Here is a 24,179-nt window from a genome sequence, read left to right as displayed (position 1 = left end):
CCCTGAATGCCATGTTAATGTGTCAACCATCTCTCCGAACGCCTGTCACCTATGTCTCCGGTATGTACAGTATATGCCGGGTCCCGGATCGGTGACTATCGTCGTTATGGATATGACCCGCTGGTGCGCTGGAGCCCGGATGGTTCCGAGGTCCTGCCTAATATCGCTGAGAGCTGGGACATCTCGGCGGATGCGACCACCTACACCTTCAAATTGCGCGAAGGCCTGAAATGGTCTGATGGGAAGCCGTTTTCTGCGAAGGACATCCAGTTCTGGTGGGATCACATTGAAACCAACCGCGAGATTAACCCCAAGGGTCCTCGCAAGATGTTCATCGTCAATGGTGAAGAAGCGCAAGTCGAAGCGCTGGACGACACAACAGTGCGCTTCTCCTGGAGCCAGCCAAACGGTGTCTTCATGTTAGATATGGCTTCACCCTACGGTCAGCGTGTTGTCCAGTTTGCTGAGCATTACGTCAAAGACTTTATGAAAGACCTGAACCCGGACGGCGTTGCCAAGATGATGGCAGATGCAGGTGAGGCTGACTTCGGCAAATGGTGGCTTGGCTGCATTGGAACCTACGGCAAAAATGCTGAGCACAACGATCCCAACCGCCCAACCATGCTAGCATGGCGTCCGACTGAAGCTGTTCTTGGCAAAGAGCGTTTCACCTTTGAGCGCAACCCGTATTGCTGGAAAGTCGACAGCTCCTGTAACCAGCTGCCTTACATCGACAAACGCACATGGGTACTGGCGAAAGATCCGGAAGTTGCGCTGCTGAAAACCGTTCAGGGTGAGATCGACATCTCTCCGCGCAACATCTCAACCCCGCCAAATCGTACAGTGTTCTTTGATAACAAAGAGCGCGGCGACTACCGTCTGGTGACAGCAAACAGCTGTAACTACAACAATGCGCAGTTCATGTTTGCCATGAACCACCCTGACCCGGTCAAGGTGCAGGTGTTCCAGAGCAAAGACTTCCGTATCGGTTTGTCACTTGCCATGGACCGCGACCTGATCATTGACACAGTGTATCTGGGGCAGGGGGAGCCGTATCAGGTCAGCCCGCGTCCTGAATCGCCGTATTACAACGATCAGCTGGTGCGCCAGTACACTGAGTTCGATCCTGATCTGGCAGCGGAACATCTCGATAAGATCCTACCGATGGGTCCAGATGGCAAGCGTGTCGGCCCTGATGGCAAGCCATTCAAGTTTATTGTTCATGTGAACGAAAGTTTCCGCCCGGACTGGGTGGATATGATGCAGATCATCGCGAAAGACTGGCAGGAATAGGGTCTTGAAGTTGTGGTGAGCGTGGCCAGTGATGAGATCCACATGGCAACACTGGATCGTGCTGACAAAGAGATTACCATTTGGGTGGGTGAAAATGGCTGCGGTCAGTTCCCGCTGGTGAACCTTGAGCGACTGACCAACTTCAAAGAGCACGGCAACTGGGAAGGCTGGGATGCGTGGCATGACCTGAAAAAGGATGCCAACGCAACTGTTCGTGAAGGTGTTGTGCCAACTGAGCCGCCTGCCGGCGGGAAGCGCATGTATGAAATTACTGACTTGGTAACAACCAAGGTGGGTGATGAGCAAACTGCGCTGATGGAGGAGTTTATGCAGCTTTCTGCAGACAACTTCCTGTCCATGGGCATTGCGTTGCCGGGCGGTGGCTTCCGCTCCATCAGCAACAAGCTGCGTAATGTGCCTGACACACTGTTGGAAGGCTGGCTGTATCCGGGTCCTGCACCTGTGAACTTCTCCAACTTCTCCATCGATCCTTCCAAGAAGTAATCGGTCGCCCGAACCAATCTGCCTCTCCCTGCGTGGAGAGGCAGAGCCTTGCAACTAGGATATCTGCTTTAAATGGGAATGTTTGTTGTCAAACGGGTCCTGCTGATGATCCCAACCTTGCTCGCGATTTCGCTCGTCGCGTTTTTGGTGATCACGCTGCCACCCGGAGACTAAATTGACCGATTGGTTTTGGAAGCATCGCTGGATGGAGATTACATCACCGCAGCTGAAGCCGAAGGTCTGCGGAAAATATATGGATTGGATAAATCCGTTCTGGCCCAATACTTCGACTGGATCTGGAGAATGGTTGTCCATGGAGATCTTGGACGCTCTTTTAGCTATGAGCTGCCGGTTGAAGAGTTGATCTGGGACCGCTTGGGTATGACGACTCTGCTCTCGCTGTGCTCTATGGTTTTTATCTGGAATGTTGCCATTCCCGTTGGTATTTTCTCCGCTGTTCGCAAATATTCCCTTGGCGATTATGTCGCCAACTTCCTCGGTTTTATCGGCCTTGCTGTACCAAACTTCCTGCTGGCACTGGTGTTGATGTATGTGTCTTTCCGCTATTTTGGCCAAAATGTCGGTGGGTTGTTCTCTTCGGATTACGTAAACGCACCATGGTCCTTCGCCCGTGTCGGTGACCTAATGGCTCATATCTGGATTCCTATGATCGTTTTAGGGACTGCAGGCACTGCAAGCGTGATCCGTACGATCCGCGCGAACCTTTTGGATGAGTTACACCGTCCTTATGTGGTTACCGCCCGCGCCAAAGGTATGCCGAAACATTGGGTGCTCACCAAGTATCCGGTTCGTCATGCTTTGAATCCGTTTGTTTCCAGCCTCAACGAGCTGTTTGTGCAGATCGTGTCTGGCTCCACCATTGTTTCCATTGTGCTTGGTTTGCAAACCGCAGGTCCGTTGCTGTTTGATGCGTTGCGTCAGGAGGATATGTATCTAGCTGCTGCCCTTATCATGTTCCTCAGTTTCCTGACTGTGATTGGAACGTTGTTCTCCGACATACTACTTGCCTGGCTTGATCCGCGTATCCGCCGTCAGTTCAACAATGGGGGGCTGTAATGAGCGCTACTGATTTCGCTGGTGCACCAACAAGTTCACGCGCTTATGAGGGCCAGTGGCGCTTGATGTGGCGTCGGTTCCGCAAACATAAACTTGGCATGCTGGGTGGCATCATCACACTCCTGATCTATCTGATCGCTGTGTTCGTGGAGTTTCTTGCGCCTCATGACCCCAATGATTTCAGCGTGCGCAACACCTATGCACCGCCGCAGAGCATTCATTGGTTGCTGGAGACAAAGGACGGTACAGTGTTTCAGCCGCATGTGTTGGGATACCGCTCCAAGATTGACTACAACTCAGGTCGCCGTACCTTTGTTGAAGACCCGCGCCGTGTTGTGAAGCTGGGCTTTTTCGTCAAAGGTAAGCCTTACAATCTGTATGGCTTCATTCCTGCTGAGCGCCGCTTGTTTGGTCCGGTCAAGAAACGTGATCGCATGTTTTTGCTGGGAGCGGACCGTCTTGGCCGCGATGTGTTGAGCCGCACCATCCATGGCACGCGCGTATCTATGACCATCGGTCTGGTTGGTGTTGCCCTTAGCCTCGTACTGGGTGTGCTGATCGGCGGTCTTTCCGGCTATTTCGGTGGTTGGGTGGATACGGTCACGCAGCGTGTTGTTGAGTTCCTGCAATCTTTGCCAAGTATCCCGCTCTGGATCGGTCTCGCCGCTGCAATTCCGCCAGATACTCCGCCTTTGCAGACCTACTTGCTGATTACGGTAATCCTGTCGATCATCGGTTGGACAGGGTTGGCTCGCGTGGTGCGTGGCAAGTTTATCTCTCTTAAATCGGAGGACTTCGTAAAAGCCGCTCGTTTGGACGGATGTTCTGTTCCGCGTGTTCTGGTAGGTCATATGGTGCCAAGTTTCATCAGCCATATCATCGCAGTGGTGACGCTCGCCATTCCGGGCATGATTGTTGCTGAAACGTCTTTGTCTTTCCTGGGGATTGGCTTGCGCCAGCCCGTGGTCAGCTGGGGTGTGCTTCTGCAGGAAGCGCAGAACATCCGCTCCATCGCCGATGCTCCATGGCTGTTCTGGCCTGGGGTGATGGTCGTGATCGCTGTGCTTGGACTCAACTTCTTTGGTGATGGCTTGCGTGATGCTGCCGACCCGTATTCCAAGTGAGGATTGAAACCATGAAACCCATGATTAACGTCACGGATCTCAGTGTTTCCTTCTCAGGAGATGATGGGAAAGTAACCGCGCTGGACAACATCAGTTTTTCCATTCCGGAGGGGAAAACGGTGTGTCTGGTGGGGGAGTCCGTCACCGCAAAGGCGTTGCTGCGAATTCTGGACAACCACGCTGCTATTGAAAGCGGCAGAATAGAATACCAGCGTGCGAATGGTGATCTGCTTGATCTTGCCCAAGGTCCTGCAAAAGCCAGGCACATTCGCGCTATTCAAGGCAATGAGATCTCCATGATCTATCAGGAGCCGATGACCTCGCTGTCTCCGCTCTACACCATTGGCAACCAGATCGTGGAAGTGCTGCGCTGGCATACGAATCTGAGCAAGGAAGAAGACAAGTTTCAGGCGATTAAGATGCTGCGGCTGGTGGGCATTCCATCAGCTGCTGACCGGTTCGACAGCTACACCTTTGAACTGTCTGGTGGTATGCGCCAGCGTGCTATGATCGCGATGGCACTGATCTGTAATCCTCGTTTTCTGATTGCGGATGAGCCAACCACCGCGCTGGATGTGACCACGCAGGCGATTATTCTGGATCTGATGCGTGATCTGCAGAAGACCCGCAACACCCTTATACCAAAGGGCTTTTAGCATCTCTGCCACATACGGACGGCAAACGGCGCGCCCGTCTGAATGCCATTCCCGGCGTAGTCCCAAGCTTGCAGAACCGGCCAAAGGGTTGTCCGTTTCAGAAACGCTGTGACCACTTTGTCTCCGGGCTTTGCAACGAAAAACTACCAGAACTCACTGCGGTCAGTGACGTGCAAAGCGTCCGCTGTCACGGGTTTGGGGCACAGGCAGATCTTGTCCCACTACATGCGTCGACCTCCCAAGTTGATGACTGCTTGCACGCCCCAAACCCGGTAGACCGAACAGCCGCACCAATTCTTGAACTGCAGAACGTGAGTAAACACTTCCCGATCCGCTCAGGTTTCTTCAATCGCCAGACCGGAACAGTGCGCTCGCTGAATGATGTGTCGCTCAATATCTGGCGTGGTGAAACCCTTGGTCTTGTTGGAGAATCTGGTTCCGGCAAGTCCACATTGGGTCAGACGATTATTGGGTTGCACAAGGCGACCACGGGCAAGGTATTGTTCCGCCCAAATGAGGAAGAGGTTGAGCTGACTGGTAAAACCGACAGTCAGCTGCGACCTTATTGGGCGGATATTCGGATGGTGTTTCAGGATCCGAACTCCTCACTCAATCCTCGCATGGCGGTTTATGATATCATCGCAGAAGTGCTGCGAGTTGGGCAGGATCTGAAGAGCCGGAAGGACATTGAGGGGCGTGTTCTTGAGGTGCTCGATAAAATCGGCTTCTCAAAAGAGTTTCTCAAACGCTACCCGCATGCTTTCAGTGGTGGTCAGCGTCAACGTATTGGAATTGCACGTGCTTTGGCTCCTTACCCGAAGGTGATTATTGCTGATGAAGCGGTTTCTGCACTGGATGTTTCCGTACAAGCGCAGATCCTCAACCTGCTGAAAGACCTTCAGGAAGAGCTGAACCTCACCTACCTGTTCATCAGTCATGATCTCAGCGTTGTCGCCCATATCAGTGACCGTGTTGCTGTGATGTATGCAGGGCGGATTGTGGAGCTGGCAGATACGGAGACGATCTTCAACGCGTCAAGGCATCCTTATACCGAAGCGTTGATGAGTGCGATTCTGGAACCCGTGCCGAATGCCCACGCGGATGACACGCACATCCGTCTGGAAGGCAATGTACCGGACCCGGCCAACTTGCCAAAGGGATGCCCGTTTGCGCCGAGATGTCGTTATGCCACAAGTATTTGCGAGAGTTCTGATCCATCACTTGGTGAGATCAGCACGGACCATCTGCTTGCTTGCCATCATCCCGATGTGGTGCAAAATACGCCAGTAGACCAGCTTGAAGCAATGGCGGGGTAGCACTGATGGCAAGTATCCGGGATGTAGCAGAAAAAGCTGGAGTTTCAACGGCAACCGTCTCTCGTGTGTTGAACAAGGATGAGCGGGTGAAGGATGAAACCCGCGCAAAGATTCAGGCTGTCATTGATGAGTTGGGGTATCGCCCCAACCGTCTGGCAACCTCTTTGCGCCGGCAGGATTCCAATCTGGTCGCGCTGTTTCTGGAGAACCAGAAATCCCCGTTCGCAACTATGCTTTATGCCTCCATTGAGAAGACGCTGCATGATGAAGGCTTCAAGGTCCTCTCCTGCTGCACACGGGGAGAAGCGGAGCGCGAGCGCAAGTACACCCAGACCATGATTGAGATGCAGGTGGCAGGTGCAATCGTTCGTCCGTCCAACTCGGCAGCGGAGACACTGAAGAACGTTAAGCGCTTGCAAGCCAATGATATTCCGACGGTCTACGTGGATATTCTGCCGGGGCGTCGCTCTGAATCCTTTGTGGTTTGCGACAACACTGAGGGTGGCCGGATTGGTATGCGCTATCTCGTTGCTCTGGGGCATAAACATATCGGCGTGCTCGCGACCAAAGCTGATCATGATCCACGCCGTGAGAGCGTTGGTAACTTACGTATGCGCGGCATACTGGAAGTTGCCTGCGAGTATCTGATTGAGAAATCTGTCTACCTGCCTGAGCCCAACGAGCGTAAGCGTTATGATCTGGGGTATGCAACCGCCAATGAATTGCTGGATCAAAATCCTGAGATTACAGCGCTTTTTGCGATTACGGATACTGCAGCCATTGGTGCAATGCATGCGTGCTTTGACCGTGGTTTGCGTGTGCCAGAGGACATTTCCATTCTCGGGTACGATGGCATCCCGATTAGCAGCATCACCTCACCGCAGCTTTCCACTATCCAGCAGCCGATTGCTGAAATGGGCGCGTCTGCTGCCCGTTATATCATTGAAAAGATACGCAATCCTTCCAGTAAGCGTCTGCATGAGACCAAACCGGTTGAGTTGAAACAGCGGCGTTCCGTTTCTCATCCCCGTAAGGGTTCTCTTCCTCTTTCTAAAGGTGCTGCGTAAGGCGCCAACTTTCTTGCTGGACAAGAAGAACTGGGAGTTTCAATTGAACATTTCCGCAGCCCCTCTGTCTTTTTCTGAGGCAACATCGGCAGATATTGCAGAGCTGGTGAAGCAGCATGCGCCTGTTATCCGGTTTGACGACAAAGAACCTTTCCTCCCGTCTGCACTGGGGTATACGCTCTATGATCAGGACGGCATATCCGTCTCAAGTGCACATAAATAAAGCTAAACGGTGCTGCGCTTGCAATCGAGTATGCCATCTGGTGGGACTGGGATATCCAACACCTGTATGAGCTGGAGCACATTTGGGTTTACCTTAGTGAAGCCGGTGAGGTGATGCGTGTTGAAGGCAGTGCGCATGGCTGTGCGGGAGAATTGAGCACCTGGGACCATCAGGTGCCGCTGCAAGAAGGGCGGGTAACTCTTTATTCTGAAACGGGAAAACACGCTTTTACCGCGAGTTCTGAAGCGCTGCGGGCGAACTTTGCGGTGACTTGCATCTGCTGTGGTGAGCGGGCGGGATCAAGTACCATTCTTGTGCAGGATATGTTTGCTGCAGAGCTGGCTGACCTGAAGCCTTATGATCATCATGTCGCTCGTAAGTATATGGAATCTAAGGCGTTCAAACCGTCTTATCATTTCGATCAAATCTTCGATCTGCGCTCTGTTGAGATGATGCCCTGGGAAGAGTTGAAGGCTTCTGTTCCGTCTCGGGTTTGCTCTGTTCTGGCTCAGCTGCGAAAAGAGGCGAAAGGTGTGAAGGCTGTGTTCCTCGACAGCGGGGATACTTTGATCGACGAGGGCTCCCAAATTTTCGTTGAGGGGGAATTAGTGCTCTCTGCGGAACCGATCCCGGGCGGGGATAAGCTGGTGGACTGGCTCAAGGAGCGCGGCTACATGGTTGCGCTGGTTGCAGACGGTCTGGTGGAGAGCTTTGAGAATGTCCATAAGGCTATGGATTTCTGGCATAAATTCGATGCGCGGTCGATCTCAGAAGCCGTTGGTTGCCACAAGCCGGATCCGCGGATGTTCCTTGAAGCAGTCAAGCTTTTGGGGCTGGAAGAAGCGGACCACGCTGGCTGCGTCATGGTAGGGAATAACCTTGAGCGTGATGTGGCCGGCGCCAACCGCCTGGGGATGACATCTGTCTGGATCAACTGGACGCTGCGCTATCCGACAGAACCAGCAAATGCGGATGAAGAGCCGGATTACACAATTGGCCTTCCGCATCAGCTTCTGGATGTGCTCGAAGAGATTAATTCCAAGGCATAAGCTATTGAGATAGCAGATGAAATTTTGAAAAGGATTAAGCCGTGGGATTACTCTCCTGCGGTTTTTTCATAACGATTGAGGGAAAAGAAAGCTAAAGCATTGTTTCCATTGCAACTTTTGCAGCTTTTTTGCCACTCAGATATGCACCGTGAACGGTACCATGATACTTAAAATCAGTATGTTCTCCGGCAAATGTCAGGCAGTGACCGATAGGTTCGGATAAAATATTGAAATCATACGGATCACTACCAACTTTTGCGTAAGAAAAAGAGCCCTTCGTGTAAGGGTCTTGCGACCATCGGGTTGCAATGTAGTGACGAGGATCAGGTGTATCCGAGCCAAACATTGTGCGCACGGCTTTCATAGCATCTTCAAGCATATAGTCGTGATCCATGGTCTCGATCATGCGGGAGTAATTGCCAAAGCTCAGCGCGGTGAGTACGTTTGCGTTGATAAAGGGCTTATGATTGAGGAAATAATTCCAGCGGCCCTGAGTTTGCGTCATTAAGCCAAAATACTGTGTTTTTTCAGGCCAGTGGAGTTCATCGAACTTCATCGCTATTTTTGTGACGTCGCCCATACCAACGCGTTCAATTGCGTTCCTATGTATTTTGGGCAAGGGGGGGATGAACTCGATGTCCTTCGCCTTGAGCACGCCGAGTGGTACTGTGACAATCACAAAATCACTTTCAAAGATCTCTTTGTCTGTCTGTACGAACACGCCAACTCGGTCATGATAAGCGATGCGTTGGACCGGTTTGCGGTTGAGGATTGGGATACCGTGGGTGAGAGGTTCCAGAAGCCGATCGTACCCGTCTACCAAAACCACATCTTCACCTTCGAACATGTCATTTTGGCTGAAATACATGGCGGAAAGTTCGGTCACCGGACTGCCTGTATCAAATTCAGTATAAGCGGATGTCATCCACCTGAATATTGGGTTTCGAGTCATTCTGGGCGCCATATGCTCCAGGACCTCCGAAAGAGCCATATCTTTGTTCATGCCAGAGCCGATCAGGCCCAGCATCTGTTCATGTTCTTGACCCATTTTAGAGATTTTCTGATTGGAAACTTGTTTGCCCATATGGTTGTAAACGGTGAAATTGGAATCTTTCGTGACGAAGGTTTTTTGGCCAGACTGTTCAGCCAGTTTCATGATGGGGTTGTTTTTGGGGCCATGTATCCAGCCCGCACCTTCTTCAATTGGGACATCCAGTGCGCGGTTGGTGCGAATGCGCCCGCCAATCTTGTTGCTTGCCTCTAGCACCAGCACACTATAGCCCGTGTCCATCAAATCGCGGGCGGCGGCGAGGCCTGCAATACCAGCTCCGATAATGATCACACGTTTGCCTCTGGCCGACACATTGGGCCGGCTCTGGTTCAGATCAAACAGACCGGCAAAGACGACGGAAGAGGCTGAAGTTTTAAGGAAATTCCTGCGGTTTAGGCTGCTGTTGCGGGGGCGAAAGACCATTGGAAACACTTTGGTTTGAAAGAGGTGCGCCTGCAACCTTGAGGTGTTTTATCGCAACCCACAAGGGAAACTCAGGGACAGCCCTAACAAACCGAGAAAGCGTTTTGGGACATTCAAGCAGCTAAAAACACACTGCGTTCATACGAATACGCGCAGCATGCATAATTATCCGATGCTGCACTTATTCCGCCCAAAAGACCATGAACGATCTTCGGATTTAGTCCCTAGTTATGCCCGGTTAAGTCGCAGCATTCCTGCCAGAGTTCTGCATTGTTCCGGACCTTCAAAATCCATGAAAGCGGGATGCCTTTGTCGGTATTCAAACCATGTATTGCGCCAAGAACTGCACCGATCAAAATGGAACGGCCAGCGCTGTCTCCACCTGCCAAAATGTTGGCTTCAATCGCTTCGCGATAAGAACCTGTGTTCTTGAGGATGTGGAAGCTCAGCGGCACGCCCATGCCAAGGTGACAAGCACGGCCCGTGCTCTCACCGTATGCAACGGGGTCAGTTTCTGATGCGGAAAGAGCAGCCAAAAGCTTTTCCTGAATATCAGGATGGGCGGCATCAGCTGCAGCAGACAGGGCGCTTTGCAAGTCATCACCGTTCACAACACGGTCCAGAAGATCGGCAAACATAAAGCCGTAAGCGACGGATTCTTCATTGTCATTTGTGGAGCGGATAATCGCTTCCACCTGATCCTGCATCTGTTCGCTCTGCTCATAGGCGAACAGTACTGCCGGAATTTTGGAGAGTGCAGGGAGCTGATCATCATCTACGCCAGAAGGGGTGAGCTTCTCATTAGCAATGTTTTCCAGCGTACCCCGTGTTGGGCGGTCAATATAACCGCTATAGGTGCCACCAGCGCCAAAGTGAGCCGTAAAAGCCTGCTGAAACTCTTCCATCTTCAGGTGTTTGTCGTGAGCCAGCAAGTGCTTCAATGCCAGATGAAGGTTTTCACCGTATTGGGTGAACTGGCCGTCCTGCCGATTGGCATGAGCGAAATAAGCTGGCACGCCCTCAAAGTAAGATGGGGTCAGCGGCACGAAAGCAGCAGAGTCATCATGTTCCTGCGTGACATGATGGATGCGATCAACATCATAGAGCCAGTGCAGCCCCAGCGAGGCGGCGTCCGCAACAAATGCACCAAGAAGGCTATGGGCCTTAAACGCTTGCTGACTCATACAATTCTCCATTCATAATCGAATACTTGCTGTTGGCCTTATCTAAAGCGAAGCCTCTCCGAATGTCATCCCAAAGATGTCTTTCTGGAGTCATCTTTTAGTGAACCTATGTGGTTTGCGATGCACACATACTGGACCATTCTCATCTAGCAAAAAACACGCAAGTCCTGCTCTGGGCCCTTCAGAGGTATGTGCTATGCAGCCTTACGAGACACTCACCTTTTGTCCGATAGCAATTGAACCAGATTGGACAACTTTGGCATAAACGCCAAACTTAACGTCGAAATCGCGTGCAATTGGTCGCAAGATGTCTGGCTCGAACTCGAGGTCATCTTGTGCGATGGTTACCATTCTGCAACGTTCTGTTTTATGTGTCACTTCCAGCTGCACACCACCTATTGTCAGTATCCTGCCAATTAAATCGTCATCGGTTACATCCTGCGGTACATCCAAGGTGATGTTCGGCCGGAAACGGCGCTCATCAATTTGTGAACTTGGAACAAGGCTTTGCAATTTTGCCACTTCTGATGAAAGCAACAGATGCACCGAACCATCGTCAAAATGTGGGATGTTTCTCTCTGGAACGACTGTCACTGGCTGTCCAAGAAACTCAGTGAGTCTGTGATTGATTTTTTCTGAGCTAATATCAATGGCACACCCATCCGGAAAACCAATTGACACAACGCCCTCCTTCGACACAGCACGTAATGACAACAGATTATCAATACGTCTGAACCGCCGCGTGTTCTTGCCACTACCGAATTTTCCTTGGTCATCAGAAATAGCGAATTGCCTATCACCAACCACACCTCTTTCATCAAGGTCGAGTTTACTAAGCGTTTCTCCAAGCAGAGATTTGATTGGGTAGTGCCATAGCGACTGAATTTTCAAATCTGGTCCTTTGTTCGGGTGTTTCGTGGCTAGTATAACGAGGTGGGCAGAGGCACCAGCTGTTGGCTAGGTGGCGGAGGCCAGTGCGCTTTGGCTGGAGAAGTGGAGGAAGGTCATCTCTGTTCCTTGATAGTCACCGGAACGAGTCTCATAGGCGGCGTTGGTCAGATCAGAGATTGTCTTTGTCCAGAATGCCAGTGCTCCAGTATTTTTGGGCAGCACGCGCACTTGCCAGTCTCCCGGATGCAGCTTCAGGCAGGCTTTCAGGGCCGCTTGTCCCAAGCCTTGCCGTGTGAACTTTCCAAGCACGAAGAACTGGCCCATGTCGATCAGCGCTGTGTCATAAGGATACTGCCGCACCAGCGCAAAACCTGCGATCTCACCAGCCTGCATTATGAAATAGGGATGGTGGTCAGCCTCGCGGAAGTAAGCAAGCACGATGTTCTCATCAAACTCAAACCCGCCCGATGCAGAAACCGGCCAGTGCATGTATTTGGACATGTCGTAGAGGTAGAGCTGAAACATATTTTTCAGCACAGGCACATCCGCCAATACCATCGGCTTCAACTCAACAGACATAACCACCCTCACATGTCGGAGCTACTCAGCAGAGCAATGCATTAGCACTGAATGAAGACTGGCGTCGAGCGGTTGTGATGTTGGAATGCCCGCCTAAGTGCGGAGTGGTGTGACTTTGCAGACGATGGGGCGGGTGGGTTCTAGGAAGAGGACACCTTCTGGCTCTACTTTGTCGGCGTTGAGAATGTCTATGTCGAACCGGGTAACGAGGTTTGCCAGAATAAGCGTGCCTTGAAGAATGGCGGAGCTTGCGCCGGTGCACATGCGCAGGCCGCGTCCAAAGGGCAGGAAGCTTTTCATGATGATGTGCTGATCTTTGCGCATATAGCGTTCAGGATCAAAACGGTCCGGATTGAACCAGTATTGCTGATGTCGATGCACAATCCATGGGGACACGGTAATCTGCGCACCTTCCTGCAAGTCCAGTTTTCCCAGTTTGATTGGTCTGCTGGCGCGACGGGTCAGGTGCGGAATAGGCGGGTAGAGCCGCAGGATTTCGCGGAAGACATTGCGGGTGTATCTGAGGCGTGAAAGCTGTTCGAACTGAATATCGTCCTGCCCACCAACTTTGCTGACCTCTTCACGGATCTTTTGCTTGGCCTCAGGGCATTGGGAGAGAACAAAGAACGCCCACATCAAAGCTGCGGCAGCCAGCTCCTGACTGTTCAGGATTGTGGTGACGTGGTCCACGATTTGCTTGCGAGTGAAGGGGATATTGGTTTCTGGAGAGCGGGCAATGAGAAACTTATGTAAGAAGCTGTGATGGGAAAAGCTGTTGTGCTGGATGTTGCCATCAATGAGCATACTGACCAGATATCGCAGTTGCTGGGCCGCATACATCGCTGTTTGGGGCAGCTTGGGCAGCTGCCAGGCAACACCTTGTTCTGCCGTCTCTCGGATCACCTGCGAGATGCGCTTCTCAAAGTCACGGGCATGGGAGTTGATCTCGTTGAACACATCTGTCGGCAGCTCGTTGGAAAACAGCATTCTGTAAGCGATGTCTGCATTCAGGCGTCTGAGCAGCAAAGACAGGTCAATCGCCCGGTTTTCATTTTGAATTTCTTCGCAATAATCCTCAAACCGGTTGATTGAGTTCTGGATGTGCTCAAAATTCACCTGCTGGGTGCGCATGGTGCCGATGGGCCGGATCATATCGCGCTGGTCTACACACCGGTTGTTGCTCGTCACAATCGGATGATCGCCCAGCAACGGGCGCAGCAACTCAATCATCCCCTCGGCTTTGACGAAGATCTCGGGTTTCTCTTCAAAAATAACGGAGATGAGGTCCGGGTCGTTGATCAGGTAATTGGGGTGCTCTGCCGTGGAAATGTCAACGATATCTGCTTTGTAAAGTTCTTCCGGAAGGTGCCTCAGGAGGTTTGTCTCAACGCCATCAAAGTCCCCCGTGCCTTCAGTGTATGGGTGAGGTGCCGGAGGGCGATATAAGCTGTTGTTTGTATCCATAGAGCCTGACTCGATTGCATCATGATGGTCACATCGAGGGTCCTCGCGGGAAATGACCCGATCCGCGAGTGTAGGCATTGCCGCTTTAATAATTCGCTGAATTTAATGTCGGATCATACTGAAAATACAATGCAATTACTGGTGGTTTTGGTGAGATGATGAAACCACGGCTCTGCATAACTGCCATGCGCTACGGTATCTTGACAGTTTGACTTGATTTCATATAGTTTGACCTCAAACAAAAAATAGAGATAAGTGCATGAATGTTTCCCCACGGACCTATGGCTACCTGCTGCGTATCAGCATTTCATTCTTCATGAGCATTATGATGTCATTTGCCATGCTGGTATTGAACCTCGGGTTTGTCGAAAACTTTATGGCGTTGTGGTTCAAGTCGTTTTCTGTTGCTTTCGCGCTTGCTGTTGTTATCAGTTCACTGGTCTTTCCCCTGGTGATCGCCCTGCTGTCGAAGCTTGTGAAAGTATGTGACGAGCCTGCCGACCTGCAGGAAGTGACGGAAGGCTGCTAAGCTCCGTTTTTCAAAAAACAAAGCACCTGACCTAACTGTGATGCAAAAAGGAGTGTCCCTTGCTTTTTGCATTTGCTTTGTGATGCATCACAGTATACGTGCAGTATTGATGTCGATTGGCATCCAAGAATTCTTTTCAGCACATTTCCTCCCACTGTATTCGCTTTCTGGTTCGCCTCGGTAAGCGGATTTGTGCTGCTAACAAGGACACAAAATGGCTCAGCTCCTCGGCAAGCGAAACATGGGTATCGCGCTTACAATCCTGTCTACGCTCATCTTCGCGATGCAGGATGCGATCACCAAGCAGCTCGTGTCAGACCACCCGGTCTGGTTCATCATGATGGTGCGCTTTTGGGTTTTGCTGGTGATTGCGGTTGGCTGGGCTATGATCAGCGAACAAGGGCTCTATAATGTGGTGCGCACCAAACGTCCGGTGCTTCAGATTATTCGTGGCCTTCTGCTGTTTGCAGAAATCTGCCTGATCACCTTCGCCTTCAGCATGCTGGGACTGGCCGATGTAACGGCAATTTTTCAGGCTCATCCGTTGATCGTGACGGGGCTTGCGGCTCTCTTCCTTGGTGAGACGGTTGGCTGGCGCCGCATTCTGGCAATGTTCTGCGGTATGGCAGGCTTGCTGGTGATGCTGCAGCCGGACGGTAATATAGGCGGTTGGGGCGCTGTGGTGGCGCTGGCTGCCTCGGTCAGCTTTGCGTTGTATCAGTTGTTTACCCGTGTTGCGAGCCAGGATGACAGCGCACTCACGTCTTTCCTTTATGTTGGCATCGTGGGCACAATTCTCTCCACCATCATGGGTTCTCAACACATGATGGCGTTTGATGAGGTGGAATGGGTGCTGCTGCTCGGCATTTGCGCAACGGGGACGTCTGCACACTTCCTGTTGATGAAGGCACTTTCGCTGGCACAGGCAAGCGACATTCAGCCGTTCAACTATCTTCAGCTGGTCTGGTCGATCCCGATCGGGTTCCTTGTGTTCTCTGACCTGCCAATCTGGAGCACCATCCTCGGCGCGATCATCGTGGTGGGTGCAGGCCTGTTCTCGCTATCCCGCCAACGTATCCGTGCGGCTGAGAAGGAAACCGGGCCTGAACCTGAGACTTCAGAGGAAGTAGCTGCGCGTGCGGACTAATGCCATGCTCGCACGGCTGGAGAGTTAAAGTCTGTTGCCGCGGGCCAGAAACCTCAGAACATCACCATTGCTGGGCCAGCTGCGATACCGCGGGGCCCGGTCATCCGGCGCCGGCGGGCAGTCGTTCTTTCCGAGAAAATGGGAGGCCACGAGCTTCCCTGTCTTTCGGAAAAGGTCCAGATTGGTGCGGAAAACGGTTCTCTTTTCCGGCACCACAGTCGTTTCTGCCAGCACCTTGCCAGCGTCAATCTTCTGAATGCTCTCGTGCAAACTGAGGGTGAAAGCCTGCTCATTTTCTAAGATCGCATGAAAGACCGGATCCGGCCCTTTGTAGATCGGCAGTTTACCCGGATGGATGTTGTAGGTCTTGCCGGCAAAACGCTCGTAAAATGCCGCGTTCAAAATTTGCCCCAGATGAACCGTGAGGATCAAATCCGGCTTGCAGCGCTCGATAAAGTCGAGGGTCTGAGGCGCGCTGGCGTCATTTGTCGGTAGAACAGGACATCGCAGGCTGTGAGCCCAGGTTCGCATGCTCTTCCATTTGGGAACATGTGGCATCCGGTAGGCTGGCTTTGTTACAGCGCCCAGATACCCCGCATAAAGCGGACCGGAGCGGAGAAAAAGGTCCTTATATGCGCGCCAGTCGTTGCGCTTGCCCGCCACCGCCGTGCACTTCACAAGACCGCAGATCTGGATTTCTGGATACGCCAGCAATGAATGTAAAGCAGCGTCAGTGTAAACGCTGGCGTTGGAAACAAGACAGATCTGCATGCATACTCCCCAATTGCATAAAGTGGTCGTCAACTACATAAAGTAGTCGTAGGTAACGCCCATTTTCCGTGCTTTTTCCATCCTTGGCGGTTCAACCCGTTTCAGGCGTTGTTCAGCGTAGGAGGTGGAGAGGATCTTTTCTGCTGTCCCCTTTGCTGCAGCTTCCAGACCAGCTGCATTGTAAAGCGATCCGCGTACCTGAATGGTGGTTTTTAGTGCATCAATAAACTTACGGTACACATCTGGCTCTGGCGGTGTTGCTGAGTGCCAAAATGTCTCCCAATCGCCCTGATGCGTCAGACCATCCATGTCGTAAATCGTTGGCAAAATGCAGCAGGTTGGCACACCATATTCAAGAGCCTCGATGCCTGCTGAACTGTTGACGGTCAGCATCCCGAGGGATGGTTCAGCAAGCGCTTTGATCGTCTGCCCGTGAATAAGCTGCGTGCGTTCCTCAACACCATGCTTACGGCTAGCGTCAACAATCGCTCGTGACAATTCCTTGAAACGATATTCCAGCGGATGGCTCTTGAACAGCAGCAGTGTCTTCTCAGGCGCATTTTTAGCAAAGGAGGCGATGACTTTTTCAATTGCCTCATAAATACTGGCAAAGGGAGAATGATCCCGGATCTGAAAATCCCCGTTTAGCTGCAAGGCAAAGAGATAATAACGTGTGCCGCTTTGCTGCAACTGATTCCAGATGACATCTGCTTCCTGCTTTCGACGTTTGGCCTGCAGGCGAGCCTTGAGCCAGCCGCCATAAACCTGCACACGTGATTCTGTGCGATGGTTGTGGTAATGAGGAAACTTGCGGGCATGAACTGCGTTATAAAGCGTGAAACCGAGCTCTTGCAGCACAATCTGCTTATAGCTGCCAGGATAAAGCACAGCAGAAGTATCTTCCGCCTGTTGTGTATCCAACGCCATCAGTTCCTGCTTGTTCTGCGGGAAATGCGAAAGCGCAGAACAGCCACCATACTCGACTGTCATCCAATCCGGACGCAAATAGCCAAGCTCGGTCGCAATGATGGTGACGTCCAACCGCTTTGCGACACCGATGGCGACTTTGTGGTAGTAGCGTCGATCTCCATGAAGCAGGATATCCGTGACCCCATGCGCAACAATCAGCGCTTCCAGAAAAAGTGCCCAATTCTCAGCGGGTTCGGAAAAAAGAATGGTGTCGGTTTGCTCCCAGTCATGAACATCGCTGCCACAAAAATGAACCTTAAGCGTCTTTGCGCCCAGCTCTTCCAAGTGGTGTGCGGTACGGGCATAGTATTTGGAAAGTGGCCCTTGCAGCAGCAATATGCAGCGCTTGTTTTCTGAAGTCATTTGTCACTCCAGTAACAATTTGCCGGGATGGGAACGCCAGCAGCTTTGGCTTGCGCCAGACGCGGCGGCGTTTCAACAAACGCGCCATGACCGTTGACGCCATCCTCCATCATGCGTTTCACAAACTCTTGCGCCGCGATCTTCCGACCTTCGGGATTAAAAAAGCTTCCATGCACTTGAATGGTATGCCCCATAAGCTTTTCTAGGTCGTGATAAAGGTCAGCATCCGGTAGAGCTGGTTCCCTCCAAAAGTCATCCAGAGACCGCTGGTCCGTCAATCCGGCAATATCATAGACAGCAATACCCATGGCTTTCACTGGTACGCCGCTTTTCAGTGCTTCCATACCAACCGTGCTGTTCACCAGCACGCACCCGCGCGAATGCCTGAGCAACTGATTTAGATTGCCACCATCAATAATGATTGTGCGCTCCAAACAACCGAACTCCGCAGCAATCTCGCGAATGATTTTCGGCCAGTTCTCAACGTTGTTGTCAAACGGATGAAGTTTGAATACCAGTTTGCTCGCAGCTGAGGCGCTTTGCGAAAACGTGCTGTAAAGCTCGCGAATGAAACCGGACAGATGCTTGTAGTGCGAATGATGCCTGATCTGATAATCGCCCTGCATTTGCATAGGGACGACAAAATACTCGGCCTGCTCTTTTATGAGCGTGTTGATTGCTTCTTCCGCTTCCTGTCCAAGCCGCTTCTGGCGCATCAGGCGCGGGATGTAGCTGAAATAGTCCCTGAACGGATGATAGTAGCGATCCCGCTGATAAAACGGGAATAGATACGGGAAGAAGATCGGAATCAGGTTGCAAATGACCTCATTGGTCGCCTCCTGCAAAAACGCATGCGGAAAACGGCTTGCAGCTGCCAGTTCCGGCAAGTCAGCGGCGCTTTGCCTTATCTGTGCCGGATCATTTGGAAAGTGTGAGTACACTCCCATGCCACCGCGCTCCAGTGTGATCCAATCCGGGCGCATATAACCAAACTCATAGGCAAATGTGTTGATGCCCCGTTGCATGGCAACATCATGCGCTACCCGGTGATACGGTCGCCGATCTGCATAATACAGAATGTCCGTGATGCCATTCTCATCAATCAACCGCTCCAGCTTGCTTTGCCAGTTCTTCAACCGCCCCCAATAAGCTTTCGCCCCCAACCCAACGCGAAAATACCAGTCACTGAGAGAAAAATTAACGATGGTGTACTTGATCTTGCGAGCTTCAAACTCTTCAACAAGCGCCCGACAAAAGGCAGAAGGGTGGGATTGTAAAATAAGAACTGATCGAACTGACATAGTGCCTATACTCAACTACTTAAGCTGATTTTTGCGATGCTGAGCAAGCGCTTCGTTAACAGAATCGTACATAGTCAATTCGCCGTCATGCAGCAGACAGGCGGTATCGCAGAGCTTTTTGATTGTGGCTTCTGAGTGCGAGATCATGATGATGTTGGCATGTTTGAGCTTTGTCTCAAAAACTTTATCACATTTTCTTTTGAACCGAGCATCGCCAACAGCAGTAATTTCATCAATTAGATAGCAATTGAAATTTATGGCCATGCTAACACCAAAAGCAAGGCGTGCTTTCATACCGCTCGAATATGTTTGAATTGGTAATGTCATAGACGGCCCAAGTTCAGAGAAATCTTCTACAAACTCGACCATACGCTCTGTGTCTTCGCCATACATTCGAGCAACGAAGCGAACGTTTTCGATGCCTGTCATCTTCCCTGCGAAGCCACCTCCAAAGCCAAGAGGCCAGGAAACCTTTACGTTTCGCTTGATGCGACCGCTATCAGGAAGTTCAGCACCTGCAATCAATCGCATTAATGTTGATTTACCTGCACCATTATGACCAAGTATGCCGATATTTTTGCCTTTAGGGAATCTTGTTGTAAGCCCATTCAAAATATTTTTTCTTACGCCCTTAAGTCGGTAAGTTTTTGATACATCAAGAAATTCGATCATCAGATAGATTTCTTTCGATAGAGGCGTTCACCGAATAAACCAACGAGGAGCAGGATTACTATGCAGGTTAGCAAGTATGATTTGTCCAAGACGATGCTATCGTAATTTCCATAGTAACCTTCACGAAACCACTCAATACCGTGTAGCACTGGGTTCCAGGCAAGCAATCTCACAATTTGGGTTGGAAAATCGCTTGGTACATAAAAAATTCCAGAAAGAAAAAAAAGCGGTCTACTGATTATTGACTCTAGTTGCTTCCATGTAGGCCATAATCTGAATAAAACGGCATTCGTGGTTCCTGCTCCGAAACCGAGCAACGTTAAAAAAATAAACGCGGCTGCGCATTGCTCTGGGCGGACTGGCAGCGGTGAGCCGTCACCCCAGATAATCATCGTGAAAAAAACTATAATTATCATGAGATAGGTTAAAGTGATTAAAATATATTTAGAAACAAGTATGTCAGTCTCTTTAACGAGCGGATAACTAAGCAGCCCTTTACTAGAGCTAACCGCTGTCATAAGTGAACTAGATAGTTTGGAATAAGTTTGGAACGGTAAGATACCACTCGCAAAAAAGAGCGCAAAACTGGTTCCAAAGGCCGGTGATCTTCCGATACTCGAGAAGATCAACACTAAGACCAGAGTACTTAGAGCTGGGTTAACAATCGCCCAGAGATACCCTAACTGAGTGTCCCCAAAGGCTGTTCGAGTTTCTCTAAGTACAAGTGCACCAATAACACGGGTTTGAGTTGTAATAACATTTTCCATAGCAAACGGTTTATTTGAGGTGGTCACGAATGGAGTACGTAATTACTGTAGCAAGCGCCCAGATGGAAAGTAGCCCAAGAAAAAGTATAAGAGAGTTGATGAGGCGACGAGGATAGATAGCCGCTTCTGGTTTTGACGGAGGATTAAAAACTGCAAGATATCTTTGTTGACGATCTGCCTCAGCGCGTGAACGCTCTAAACCAGCTAGTGCTGCAGTATAGGTTTGTTGAGCAAACTCTTGCTCGACCACCAACTCTTCATAATTCGCTAACAATGCAGAAATAGACGAAAGTCGATCACCGGTTTCAACTGATAGTTTCTCTTGGAATGGTTTCTTGCCACTTATTTCGTCACGTTTATTTAAAATTTGCTGAATTAGAACTTCTTCTTGCTTTCGTAGTTGACGAATTGTTGGTGAGCTTTCATCTATTGTTCCAACCAATGTTGCCAACCGAGATCGTGTGTCTAGTAGCTGCTTCTCGAGACCTGCAATAAGTTCAATTTGTACTTCAGCATTTTTTGTCGGATCGATTGAACTCTCTGTACTGCGAAATTCTTTCATTCGCATGCGGATAATCTTCAGTCTCAATTCTGCACGTCGGACTTCCTCTTCGGCAAACTTGACGGCATCTTTGCGTGCGTTTTGAGAAAGCGTGTTAACAAGTTCAGAACCGTACGACAGAACTTTGGAAGCAATTTTTTCAGCCATATCCGGAGTGAATGCTTGAACCTCGACTTCAATAATACTCGACGAGTTGTCGAAACTAGTTGAAATCATGCCCTGCCAGTATCCGACTAAGTCTTCAATAGAAAATTCCTGGTCTAACTGATAGATGAAGTCCACGTTGTCACCACCAAAATGTTCAACGATACCTAAATCAACAGAGAGACGTTCAACAACTTCTCGACCCTCTAGATAGTCCATAAGGATAAAAGAGTCTGTTGTAGTGGTTCCTACGCTAGCGAGACCCGTGAGGGCTCCTAAGAAGTCTCCTCCAGCCGAAGAGCCATCCATACCGCGTACGGAGAAGCCTATGGTCGACGAATATCGTTCTGAAGCAATAAACAAGAAATAGGTTGCACCTAGCAAGCCAGGAACAAGGACTAGCAAGGCAAATGAGATCGCTAAAAATTTCCTTCGAATTTCTTGAGGCCTTAATGACCGGAAATTGAGCAACGTATTAGATTGAGTAATTTTTGAGTCAGTTGTTTTGTCGAATGGTAAAGTGACAACTGAAGCAATTTTTTTCTGCAATGGTGCTTTTTTTGCTGGTGTCGTAGATGCCTTAGGATTTGATGCCTTGGAATCGTGTTTTGGAGTTACTTTACCTGGAGTTTTTGGCGGTGCAGGGCGAATTTCAGCGACTTTTGCGGTTGTCCCATTTTCCATACTGGGTCTTCACCTTCTTAAATGGCACTTGGTCATAGTTGTAGGCAAATGCCCATTTTCTTAAATTGAAGATTTCGTTGAATCATAACACGACTTCTCAAATTGAGAAGCAATTATTGGCAATACAACAACTGGCAAACTTAAGTTACAGCCAGAAAACCGCAATCTTAAAAGGTACTCACTGTTTTGCTGATTGCCAATGTTCCACTCAAAATCCTGATAAACTTGTTAAGCTCAGCACCATAAGCGCTAGAAACATAGACAACGTCTTTATCACGTAGCGAGAAAAGTTGGCCTTTGAAATAGGAACGCGCATCTCTCATATTTAAGCGGTAAATCACAGGAATTTTTCCCGATTTTGTCCCAAGATACTCAGGTTTTAGCTGGGAAAGAACTTGGGGATCTTCGTAGCGGAAAACAAAGAGACCCTGAGAATTGGCAGCATTCCTGTCCAAACCACCTATACGGCCTAATGCTTCAACGAGCGAAACATTCGAGGCTTGAATTGGAAACTCACCAACTTTAGGCACAGCACCAAAGGCGGTGAAGGTCTGTGGATCATGTGTGACGAAAATCCGATCTCCTGGTCGAACATAGACATTTTCGTGTGTTGTCTGGAAAACAGCGCTGAGCAACTGCTTTGCTTGACGTCCGTTGCGAGAAATCGACACATAGCTCTCAGTGGCAGGAGATGCGTTACCGCCCGCGTTTGCGACAACGTCAAGCAAACGCTTGCCGCTTAGATCCAAGGGATATTGACCTGGTTTCTTAACCGCACCATTCACTGTGACCAAACTGCTAGCATTTTGCTTTAATGTAACAATAACTTGTGGGTTAGTAGCTTTACGATCAAGCGCAACCTGGAGCGCTTCTTGAAGCCGCTCGACAGATTTTCCACGCGCATTTACCTTCCCCACATACGGAATGGTGATTGCACCGCTTTGGTTGACCATGAATGGGCCAAGCTCGACGCCGCCAGCTTGTCCATTCGGTGTGAACAAACGGTCGTTGCCCTGCTCCCAAACGACGACAGAAACAGTGTCGCCAACGCCAACGATATGCTTAGGTGCCCATTTCCCGCCTGTGAAGACTTTTGATAATCCATTCGGTTGATAGGCTGAAAGCACTGATACAACCGAGTCATCAAGATCAATCAGATGATAGTCAAAAGGTTCTGTGCGTCGATCTGAAGAGGCTGCCTGGATCTCTGAAGATACTGGACCAGCTGAAGGTAGCGCAGCGCAACCGGACAAAACGCCTAAGACAGGAACAATGATGGCAATGGATTTTACGAAACCTGAAGTTATTTGAGCTGACCGCACATCAGTCGAATTGGAAAATAAATTCATAAAACTTCTATCCACTTTACCGCCGGATCAAAAATACGCTTGTCAAAAACATCCAGCTTTAATGGAGAGATTAGTATCTCAATCTGAGATAGAATTCAAATTTAGTAATGAAAACGAGTTCAACTATCTGTTGTTTTCTTTGGAGAAAGTTGGACTTCTGATGAAGTCTGGAGAATCTAACTTGCACGTTAACTATCTGTTTGCCAAAACAAATGAAATGCGTGTTGTTTGGAGCTCAATTTAGATGTTTTCTCCGAGATCGATTCTCATCACAGGTGCCAGCTCTGGGTTGGGGAGGGCTTTAGCTGTTTCCTATGTAGGGGAAGGCGTAACTCTTTGCTTGACTGGGAGAAATGAGGAGCGGTTGCTTGAGACTGTGCGTGAGGTTGAGCGGGGTGGGAACCAGGTGTTCTGGAAAGCGCTTGATGTTTGCGATGCGGTGGCTCTTCAAAACTGGGTTGAGGAGTTAGAGCGGCATACGCCTCTCGACTTGGTCATCTCTAATGCAGGTATCACGGGGTCACATGAGGTTGATGGCGCTGTCGAGACGGCAGAGACAGCGCATGCTCAGATTGCGACTAACCTCGGGGGTGCTGTCAATGTTTTGACAGCGGTCGCACCATATATGCAGCGGCGTAAAAGCGGCCGAATTGCATTGATCAGCTCCTTGGCAGGAATGCAGCCTATATCTGATGGGCCTGCCTACGGAGCATCAAAAGCTGGGGTGATCGCTTATGGTGAAGCGATGCGGGACCACCTTTATAGGTGGGGGGTGTCAGTATCAGTGATCTGTCCGGGATATATTCTGACGCCGATGGCCGATCAGTTTAAGAGCTGGCGCCCTTATGAATACACAGCAGAGCAAGCTGCTGCTTCAATAAAAAAAGCGATTGCACGGAAAAAGGCATTTCATGCGTTCCCATGGCAGTTGGCTCTGAGTATTCGTGTTGGGAAACTGCTGCCGTGGAAATTGCGCCGGTTGGCAAATCAGCGCTTCAATTATCAGCGCTGATTTAATCG

General features: G+C 50.2%; 23 protein-coding genes and 2 pseudogenes. 13 read left to right on the top strand and 12 right to left on the bottom strand.

Translation table 11 applies throughout. The features are described 5' to 3' along the window. The first annotated feature begins 51 nt into the window (after positions 1-51). The 10 genes and pseudogenes from PsWM33_RS01465 to PsWM33_RS01435 all read left to right on the top strand — a co-directional run bounded on the left by PsWM33_RS01465 (position 52) and on the right by PsWM33_RS01435 (position 8,309). The gene (locus tag PsWM33_RS01465; RefSeq protein WP_208994343.1) at positions 52-1,293 is read left to right on the top strand and encodes an ABC transporter substrate-binding protein; all 1,242 of its coding nucleotides are present in this window, start codon (positions 52-54) and stop codon (positions 1,291-1,293) included. A 15-nt stretch (positions 1,294-1,308) separates the two neighbouring features. Continuing rightward, positions 1,309-1,797, top strand: coding sequence for a hypothetical protein (locus PsWM33_RS27855; RefSeq protein ID WP_208994342.1), 489 nt, complete (start codon positions 1,309-1,311; stop codon positions 1,795-1,797). A 72-nt stretch (positions 1,798-1,869) separates the two neighbouring features. Then, positions 1,870-2,874: pseudogene (locus PsWM33_RS01460) on the top strand (ABC transporter permease). After that, complete coding sequence (locus PsWM33_RS01455; RefSeq protein WP_063296757.1) at positions 2,874-3,998, top strand: ABC transporter permease; 1,125 nt, start codon at positions 2,874-2,876, stop codon at positions 3,996-3,998. The pseudogene PsWM33_RS01460 and the gene PsWM33_RS01455 overlap by 1 nt, the downstream one beginning before the upstream one ends. Positions 3,999-4,009: 11 nt before the next feature. After that, positions 4,010-4,654: an ABC transporter ATP-binding protein gene (locus PsWM33_RS27850; protein ID WP_063296756.1), complete on the top strand. Its 645-nt coding sequence runs from the start codon at positions 4,010-4,012 to the stop codon at positions 4,652-4,654. 5 nt (positions 4,655-4,659) lie between these two features. Beyond that, positions 4,660-4,785, top strand: a pseudogene (locus tag PsWM33_RS27845) (ABC transporter ATP-binding protein); the annotation flags it as partial. A 123-nt stretch (positions 4,786-4,908) separates the two neighbouring features. Next, entirely contained in the window at positions 4,909-5,970 is a 1,062-nt protein-coding gene (locus tag PsWM33_RS27840) for an ABC transporter ATP-binding protein (RefSeq protein WP_063298976.1), read from the top strand. 5 nt (positions 5,971-5,975) lie between these two features. Then, positions 5,976-7,037 carry a LacI family DNA-binding transcriptional regulator gene (locus PsWM33_RS01440; RefSeq protein WP_063298973.1) on the top strand — a complete coding sequence of 354 codons (1,062 nt, stop codon included), beginning with the start codon at positions 5,976-5,978 and terminating at the stop codon, positions 7,035-7,037. Positions 7,038-7,080: 43 nt separating this feature from the next. Continuing rightward, positions 7,081-7,260, top strand: coding sequence for a hypothetical protein (locus PsWM33_RS27835; protein WP_208994341.1), 180 nt, complete (start codon positions 7,081-7,083; stop codon positions 7,258-7,260). 113 nt (positions 7,261-7,373) lie between these two features. Next, the gene (locus PsWM33_RS01435; protein WP_208994340.1) at positions 7,374-8,309 is read left to right on the top strand and encodes an HAD family hydrolase; all 936 of its coding nucleotides are present in this window, start codon (positions 7,374-7,376) and stop codon (positions 8,307-8,309) included. Between the two features lie 91 nt (positions 8,310-8,400). On the opposite strand, the gene PsWM33_RS01430 is transcribed toward PsWM33_RS01435, so the two are convergent. The 5 genes from PsWM33_RS01430 to PsWM33_RS01410 all read right to left on the bottom strand — a co-directional run bounded on the left by PsWM33_RS01430 (position 8,401) and on the right by PsWM33_RS01410 (position 13,901). After that, entirely contained in the window at positions 8,401-9,783 is a 1,383-nt protein-coding gene (locus PsWM33_RS01430; RefSeq protein WP_063298975.1) for a flavin monoamine oxidase family protein, read from the bottom strand. Between the two features lie 224 nt (positions 9,784-10,007). After that, a complete protein-coding gene (locus PsWM33_RS01425) occupies positions 10,008-10,967 on the bottom strand; it encodes an ADP-ribosylglycohydrolase family protein (RefSeq protein WP_063298972.1) in 960 nt (319 codons plus the stop codon). Between the two features lie 204 nt (positions 10,968-11,171). Next, positions 11,172-11,858: an MOSC domain-containing protein gene (locus tag PsWM33_RS01420; protein WP_063298971.1), complete on the bottom strand. Its 687-nt coding sequence runs from the start codon at positions 11,856-11,858 to the stop codon at positions 11,172-11,174. 66 nt (positions 11,859-11,924) lie between these two features. Further along, on the bottom strand, positions 11,925-12,437 hold the full coding sequence (locus PsWM33_RS01415) for a GNAT family N-acetyltransferase (RefSeq protein WP_063298970.1): 513 nt from the start codon (positions 12,435-12,437) through the stop codon (positions 11,925-11,927). Between the two features lie 93 nt (positions 12,438-12,530). After that, on the bottom strand, positions 12,531-13,901 hold the full coding sequence (locus PsWM33_RS01410; RefSeq protein ID WP_063298969.1) for a cytochrome P450: 1,371 nt from the start codon (positions 13,899-13,901) through the stop codon (positions 12,531-12,533). A 259-nt stretch (positions 13,902-14,160) separates the two neighbouring features. Between PsWM33_RS01410 and PsWM33_RS01405 the strand changes: the two genes are divergently transcribed. Continuing rightward, positions 14,161-14,430 carry a DUF2798 domain-containing protein gene (locus tag PsWM33_RS01405; protein ID WP_057461061.1) on the top strand — a complete coding sequence of 90 codons (270 nt, stop codon included), beginning with the start codon at positions 14,161-14,163 and terminating at the stop codon, positions 14,428-14,430. Between the two features lie 214 nt (positions 14,431-14,644). Beyond that, complete coding sequence (locus tag PsWM33_RS01400; RefSeq protein ID WP_063298968.1) at positions 14,645-15,577, top strand: DMT family transporter; 933 nt, start codon at positions 14,645-14,647, stop codon at positions 15,575-15,577. A gap of 24 nt (positions 15,578-15,601) precedes the next feature. On the opposite strand, the gene PsWM33_RS01395 is transcribed toward PsWM33_RS01400, so the two are convergent. From PsWM33_RS01395 to PsWM33_RS01365, 7 genes are all read right to left on the bottom strand, one after another. Next, positions 15,602-16,348, bottom strand: coding sequence for a formyltransferase family protein (locus PsWM33_RS01395; protein ID WP_063298967.1), 747 nt, complete (start codon positions 16,346-16,348; stop codon positions 15,602-15,604). A 33-nt stretch (positions 16,349-16,381) separates the two neighbouring features. After that, entirely contained in the window at positions 16,382-17,680 is a 1,299-nt protein-coding gene (locus PsWM33_RS01390) for a capsular biosynthesis protein (protein WP_063298966.1), read from the bottom strand. After that, entirely contained in the window at positions 17,677-18,981 is a 1,305-nt protein-coding gene (locus PsWM33_RS01385) for a capsule biosynthesis protein (protein ID WP_063298965.1), read from the bottom strand. Before PsWM33_RS01385 ends, PsWM33_RS01390 begins: the two co-directional genes overlap by 4 nt. A 15-nt stretch (positions 18,982-18,996) precedes the next feature. After that, a complete protein-coding gene (locus PsWM33_RS01380; protein WP_057461065.1) occupies positions 18,997-19,653 on the bottom strand; it encodes an ABC transporter ATP-binding protein in 657 nt (218 codons plus the stop codon). Continuing rightward, the gene (locus PsWM33_RS01375; protein ID WP_244276639.1) at positions 19,653-20,447 is read right to left on the bottom strand and encodes an ABC transporter permease; all 795 of its coding nucleotides are present in this window, start codon (positions 20,445-20,447) and stop codon (positions 19,653-19,655) included. The genes PsWM33_RS01380 and PsWM33_RS01375 overlap by 1 nt, the downstream gene beginning before the upstream one ends. Next, positions 20,431-21,810: a hypothetical protein gene (locus tag PsWM33_RS01370; RefSeq protein ID WP_057461067.1), complete on the bottom strand. Its 1,380-nt coding sequence runs from the start codon at positions 21,808-21,810 to the stop codon at positions 20,431-20,433. The genes PsWM33_RS01375 and PsWM33_RS01370 overlap by 17 nt, the downstream gene beginning before the upstream one ends. Positions 21,811-21,977: 167 nt before the next feature. Continuing rightward, entirely contained in the window at positions 21,978-23,159 is a 1,182-nt protein-coding gene (locus tag PsWM33_RS01365; RefSeq protein ID WP_063298964.1) for a polysaccharide biosynthesis/export family protein, read from the bottom strand. 244 nt (positions 23,160-23,403) lie between these two features. Between PsWM33_RS01365 and PsWM33_RS01355 the strand changes: the two genes are divergently transcribed. Next, on the top strand, positions 23,404-24,171 hold the full coding sequence (locus PsWM33_RS01355; protein WP_063296738.1) for an SDR family NAD(P)-dependent oxidoreductase: 768 nt from the start codon (positions 23,404-23,406) through the stop codon (positions 24,169-24,171). The last annotated feature ends 8 nt before the right edge of the window (positions 24,172-24,179 follow it).

Source organism: Pseudovibrio sp. WM33 (assembly GCF_001623165.1).
Taxonomy (GTDB): Bacteria; Pseudomonadota; Alphaproteobacteria; order Rhizobiales; family Stappiaceae; genus Pseudovibrio.
Note: the sequence above shows the minus strand (reverse complement) of the source record. Positions and strands in the feature narration are given on the sequence as shown.

What these genes read in the sequence shown, in the direction of transcription:
- PsWM33_RS01465 (WP_208994343.1), top strand. Translation starts at nt 52, where the DNA reads ATGTCTCCGGTATGTACAGTATATGCCGGGTCCCGGATCGGTGACTAT.
- PsWM33_RS01455 (WP_063296757.1), top strand. Translation starts at nt 2,874, where the DNA reads ATGAGCGCTACTGATTTCGCTGGTGCACCAACAAGTTCACGCGCTTAT.
- PsWM33_RS27850 (WP_063296756.1), top strand. Translation starts at nt 4,010, where the DNA reads ATGAAACCCATGATTAACGTCACGGATCTCAGTGTTTCCTTCTCAGGA.
- PsWM33_RS01440 (WP_063298973.1), top strand. Translation starts at nt 5,976, where the DNA reads ATGGCAAGTATCCGGGATGTAGCAGAAAAAGCTGGAGTTTCAACGGCA.
- PsWM33_RS01435 (WP_208994340.1), top strand. Translation starts at nt 7,374, where the DNA reads ATGCGTGTTGAAGGCAGTGCGCATGGCTGTGCGGGAGAATTGAGCACC.
- PsWM33_RS01430 (WP_063298975.1), bottom strand. Translation starts at nt 9,783, where the DNA reads ATGGTCTTTCGCCCCCGCAACAGCAGCCTAAACCGCAGGAATTTCCTT.
- PsWM33_RS01425 (WP_063298972.1), bottom strand. Translation starts at nt 10,967, where the DNA reads ATGAGTCAGCAAGCGTTTAAGGCCCATAGCCTTCTTGGTGCATTTGTT.
- PsWM33_RS01415 (WP_063298970.1), bottom strand. Translation starts at nt 12,437, where the DNA reads ATGTCTGTTGAGTTGAAGCCGATGGTATTGGCGGATGTGCCTGTGCTG.
- PsWM33_RS01410 (WP_063298969.1), bottom strand. Translation starts at nt 13,901, where the DNA reads ATGGATACAAACAACAGCTTATATCGCCCTCCGGCACCTCACCCATAC.
- PsWM33_RS01405 (WP_057461061.1), top strand. Translation starts at nt 14,161, where the DNA reads ATGAATGTTTCCCCACGGACCTATGGCTACCTGCTGCGTATCAGCATT.
- PsWM33_RS01400 (WP_063298968.1), top strand. Translation starts at nt 14,645, where the DNA reads ATGGCTCAGCTCCTCGGCAAGCGAAACATGGGTATCGCGCTTACAATC.
- PsWM33_RS01395 (WP_063298967.1), bottom strand. Translation starts at nt 16,348, where the DNA reads ATGCAGATCTGTCTTGTTTCCAACGCCAGCGTTTACACTGACGCTGCT.
- PsWM33_RS01390 (WP_063298966.1), bottom strand. Translation starts at nt 17,680, where the DNA reads ATGACTTCAGAAAACAAGCGCTGCATATTGCTGCTGCAAGGGCCACTT.
- PsWM33_RS01385 (WP_063298965.1), bottom strand. Translation starts at nt 18,981, where the DNA reads ATGTCAGTTCGATCAGTTCTTATTTTACAATCCCACCCTTCTGCCTTT.
- PsWM33_RS01380 (WP_057461065.1), bottom strand. Translation starts at nt 19,653, where the DNA reads ATGATCGAATTTCTTGATGTATCAAAAACTTACCGACTTAAGGGCGTA.
- PsWM33_RS01370 (WP_057461067.1), bottom strand. Translation starts at nt 21,810, where the DNA reads ATGGAAAATGGGACAACCGCAAAAGTCGCTGAAATTCGCCCTGCACCG.
- PsWM33_RS01365 (WP_063298964.1), bottom strand. Translation starts at nt 23,159, where the DNA reads ATGAATTTATTTTCCAATTCGACTGATGTGCGGTCAGCTCAAATAACT.
- PsWM33_RS01355 (WP_063296738.1), top strand. Translation starts at nt 23,404, where the DNA reads ATGTTTTCTCCGAGATCGATTCTCATCACAGGTGCCAGCTCTGGGTTG.